At 27.7% G+C, this 770-nt stretch carries 1 protein-coding gene; it reads left to right on the plus strand.

The window, feature by feature from the left end:
* The first annotated feature begins 32 nt into the window (after positions 1 to 32).
* The gene (locus ABCO64_RS11005; RefSeq protein WP_425463706.1) at positions 33 to 275 is read left to right on the plus strand and encodes an HNH endonuclease; all 243 of its coding nucleotides are present in this window, start codon (positions 33 to 35) and stop codon (positions 273 to 275) included.
* Positions 276 to 770 lie beyond the last annotated feature (495 nt).

Consider the following 770-nt stretch of genomic DNA (forward strand, 5'->3'; position numbering starts at 1 on the left):
ACTTTACTAGTAAAGAAAACAATCAGAATTATTTGGAAATACACCATTTGGTTCCTAGAGAGTTTTCAAATGAATTTCAACATTCCATTGAAATTATCGATAATTATGTCGCATTATGCCCTCATTGCCATAAAATGTTACATTACGCGAATGATAGAGAGCGATACAGTGCATTAAAATACTTATTCAATAAACGTGAAGTTAAGTTGAAAAATAAAGATATTAGTCTCACCGTTAACGAAATTAAATCGTATTACAATGTTAATAATTTATAGCAAGTTATTATTATTTAATTAACTGTATATTAAATATTGGTGACAAAAACTTTATTTTAATGGTGCAGTTTTTATGGAAATATAGAATCAATTTCAAAAAATATTCTGGACCTAAGTCAATAAAAACAAATGATACAGGCTGTAAAATACTTGAACAGTAATTACTTGAAAATTTCTATAAATAAACATCAACGAAGAGATTAAGAAGTATAATAATCTTGTATGGAAAGTAAAAAGCTTAGAGTATACTAGAAACAACTGAGAATATATTATCAGCAGTTAAAACATTTACCAAAGTGATCGCTTAATATTTATACTATTTGCATCTTAATTACTAAACGCACAACCATATAAAGTTGTAAGTTATCTTTGTTTTCTCTTTCGATCATTAATACGCATTTGACCGTATTTACGTTGTGAAAGTGATCGCTTCTGATCGTTCATTAGCTTTTTGTAAAATGCTAAGCGATCATTGATTGGATACCAGGTACTTTC

The organism is Methanocalculus natronophilus (assembly GCF_038751955.1).
Lineage (GTDB): Archaea > Halobacteriota > Methanomicrobia > Methanomicrobiales > Methanocorpusculaceae > Methanocalculus > Methanocalculus natronophilus.